Source organism: Mycobacterium sp., assembly GCF_035499775.1.
Taxonomy (GTDB): domain Bacteria; phylum Actinomycetota; class Actinomycetes; order Mycobacteriales; family Mycobacteriaceae; genus Mycobacterium.
This window is the reverse complement of the sequence record NZ_DATJYB010000336.1, coordinates 1-3,381: the sequence shown is the minus strand read 5'-3', so window position 1 is coordinate 3,381 and position 3,381 is coordinate 1. Positions and strand designations below refer to the sequence as shown.

Here is a 3,381-nt window from a genome sequence, read left to right as displayed (position 1 = left end):
TCCACCGAGACGGTCATCCGCGTCGACCCGAGTCGGCGGGATGTCGCGGCGCTCGATGCGCCCGTCCGGATCGATGCGGAAGACGGTCTCTTTGAGGCAGCTCGGCCCCGAGCAAGCGGGGGCCAGAGCCCAGGCGTAGCCGTCCGACCCGGACAATTGACCACGCTCATTTGAAACTCCCCAGACCTGCTCACTGAAATTCCCCACCCGGGGCGGCTGCCGGCGTGTCTGCCGGCGCGAAGCAAGGAGTCCCTTCGAGGCTCGCGCTGCCAAGCAGCAAGCCATCGAAGGGACTCAGGTTCGGATGCTGTCACGGGAGGACGATGTGGAAGCGCACGCGCTGCGCGCGCAGGGCTGGTCGATCTCGGCGATCGCCCGCCATCTGGACGTGGACCGCAAGACGGTCCGCGCCTACTTGTCGGGTGAGCGGGTCGCCGGGCAACGCAAGCCGGCCGGGCCGGACCGGTTCGAGCGGTTCGCCGAGTATTGCCGGGCAAGGCTGCGTGAGGACCCGCACCTTTGGGCGACGGCGTTGTTCGACGAGGTCACCGCGCTGGGTTACGACGGGTCGTATCCGTCGTTCACCCGGGCGTTGCGGGCCCGGTCGGTGCGGCCGGCGTGTGAGCCGTGCCATCCCACGGCCGGCCGGCCGGTCGCGATCATCGACCACCCGGCCGGGGAGGAGACCCAGTGGGACTGGCTAGAGCTGCCGGACCCGCCCGGGCACTGGGACGGCTACCGCGGCAAAGCGTTCCTGCTCGTCGGCGCGCTCGCACACTCGGGCAAGTGGCGCGGCGTCCTCGCGGAGTCGATGGACGCCTCTCATCTGGTCGACGGCCTGCACCTGGTCGCGGGCCGCCTCGGTGGGCTGACCCGCCAATGGCGCTTCGACCGGATGGCGACGGTCGCGAACCCGCACTCAGGCAAGCTGAACGCGACGTTCGCCCAGGTCGCGAAGCACTACGGGGTCACGGTCGCGCTCTGCCCGCCACGGCGCGGGAACCGCAAAGGGGTGGTGGAGAAGGCGAACCACTCCGCGGCGCAACGCTGGTGGCGGACCCTGCCCGATGACATCGAGATCGCCGCGGCGCAGCAGCGCCTCGACGGCTTCTGCGAGAAGATCACCGACGCGCGGCGCCGGGTCGTCGATGATGCCGGCACGAAGCTGACCGTGGCTCAGATCGCCGGACTGGAACGGCTGCGGCCGTTGCCGGCCCTATCGTTCCCGGCTGTCCTCGACGTGACCCGCACGGTCCGGCCGCAGGCGCTGGTGGCGTTCCGCGGGAACCGGTACTCGGTGCCACCGGAACTCGCCGGGTCGGTCGTGCATGTCACGCACCGGTTGGGAACGCTCACGATCGACGTCGTCACCGCGGGCGGGGTAGTGGTCGCCCGGCATCGCCGAGCCCCGGACGGTGCCGGTGTCACGATCCGCACCGAAGGTCATGTCGCCGCGCTCGAGACGGCCGCGCTGGCCGCGTTCACCACCGCGGCGCCGCACCGCGGGAAGGTCCGGATCCCACCCGGACCCGCCGCCCGCGCGGCCGCCGCCGCCCTGCTCGGTGAGCCCACCACCGCACCTGTCATTGACCTCGCCGCCTATGCCGCGGCAGCCGAACGCCGAAGGGACCTGCCATGACCGACACCACCCCGATGACCGCGAAAGAGGCCGCCGGCTACCAGAAGCTGCGCGGCCATCTCGCCGCGCTGAAGCTCGCCGCGGCCGCCGAAGCGCTGCCCGCCGTCCTGGACGCGGCCCGCGCCGAAGGGCTGTCACTGACCGCAACGCTCGAACGCCTCCTCGCGATCGAGTGCGAGGCCACCGACGCCCGCAAGCTCACCGGACGGCTGCGGTTCGCCTGCCTGCCCACCCCGGCCACGCTCGCCGACTTCGACTACGACGCCCAACCCGGCGTCGACCCGCAGTTGATCAACGACCTCGCCAGCTGCCGCTATCTCGACACCGCCACCAACGTGCTGCTCATCGGCCCACCCGGCGTCGGCAAGACCATGCTCGCCGTCGGGCTCGCCCGCGCCGCGGTCGAAGCCGGTTACCGCACCTACTTCACCACCGCCGCCGACCTCACCGCCCGCTGCCACCGCGCCGCGATCGAAGGCCGCTGGTCCACCACCATGCGGTTCTTCGCCGGCCCCACCCTGCTCGTCATCGACGAGCTCGGTTACCTGCCGCTACCCGCCGAAGCCGCGTCCGCGTTGTTCCAAGTCGTCAACCAGCGCTACCTGAAAACATCGATCATCCTGACCACCAACCGGCCGATCACCAGCTGGGGCGAGATCCTCGGCGACACCACCGTCGCCGCCGCCCTGCTCGACCGGCTGCTGCACCGATCCGTCGTCCTCGACATCACCGGCGAGTCCTACCGGCTGCGCGACCACCACGCCCGCACCGACAGACTCAAACGAGCCAACCGAGCGACACGACCCGCCGACCCCTAAACTCACCACCGCCCAGGGTGGGGAAATTCGATGAGCAACCCTGGGGAATTTCGGTGAGCGTGATCAGTGGCGATCGCAGCGCTCCCGTAGTTGGGTGTACGGGACCACGACGTTTGGTACGGGCAATGTCGCGCTCCCTAAAGGAACGAGATGATGTAGCGCAGCCGTGTCTCTCTCGATCTAATTCTCTGTGTGCTGGAGGTGCATGCGGCCACAAAGGCAACGTCCGCTTCAGGCCGCTCTGAGGCCGGGCGCGGGTCGTTGAACCGCGCGTCGATGTCGGCAAGGGCCTCTTCGAGGACACCCTTAGGTGGGATACGACGAAGGCTGTCCAGAGCGAGGATCAGTGAGTAGAACACGGGCGACCTACTGAAGATCGAGTCTTTGATGGTCTCGGGCCGCAGTGCCGTGGTGACCTTGAAAACTCGTTCTAGGCGCTTCTCGACGGACGCTCGTTGCGGAAAGTCGTCATCCCAGTCTCGGTAGGCCGCGTCCACCCGCGCGGCGCTGAAATCCGACATGCCGAGCGTGAGCGCCATGCAAAGCTCAGCAGTGAACTGAACTTCAGCCATCCGAGAAATCTCCGCAGCGCCGAAGATGTTCAGGCCACGCCAGATCGGAAGGCGTTCGGCGGCCTGTGAAAGGCAGAACTGGTGAAATTCTCCGCTGTACTGCGCTGACCGCTTCTCCTGTGCATTGAGCGTCTTGGACACGGCGTTGAGGCGGCCGAAGATCTCGATAACGTCGGCGTCATCCGCACCGACGAGGTACGCCACTGGAAGCTTCGCCATGAGGAAGTCACGCTTCTCAGATTCATTGAGATCTCGGAAGTAGACGCGACGCCCGTGTCGGGGGTGTCGGGCGGTGAAGGCATTGGCCTTGTAGTCGATGATCGAACGGAGGCGCTGCTGGCCGTCCACGACC

At 68.0% G+C, this 3,381-nt stretch carries 3 protein-coding genes; 2 read left to right on the top strand and 1 reads right to left on the bottom strand.

Translation table 11 applies throughout. From position 1 onward, the window contains the following. The first annotated feature begins 304 nt into the window (after positions 1 to 304). Positions 305 to 1,639: a Mu transposase domain-containing protein gene (locus tag VML93_RS21285; RefSeq protein ID WP_325613742.1), complete on the top strand. Its 1,335-nt coding sequence runs from the start codon at positions 305 to 307 to the stop codon at positions 1,637 to 1,639. Continuing rightward, entirely contained in the window at positions 1,636 to 2,457 is an 822-nt protein-coding gene (gene istB, locus VML93_RS21280; protein WP_325613741.1) for an IS21-like element helper ATPase IstB, read from the top strand. Before VML93_RS21285 ends, istB begins: the two co-directional genes overlap by 4 nt. A gap of 137 nt (positions 2,458 to 2,594) precedes the next feature. On the opposite strand, the gene VML93_RS21275 is transcribed toward istB, so the two are convergent. Continuing rightward, on the bottom strand, positions 2,595 to 3,381 hold a 787-nt coding region (locus VML93_RS21275; protein WP_325613739.1), incomplete at its 5' end, for a hypothetical protein.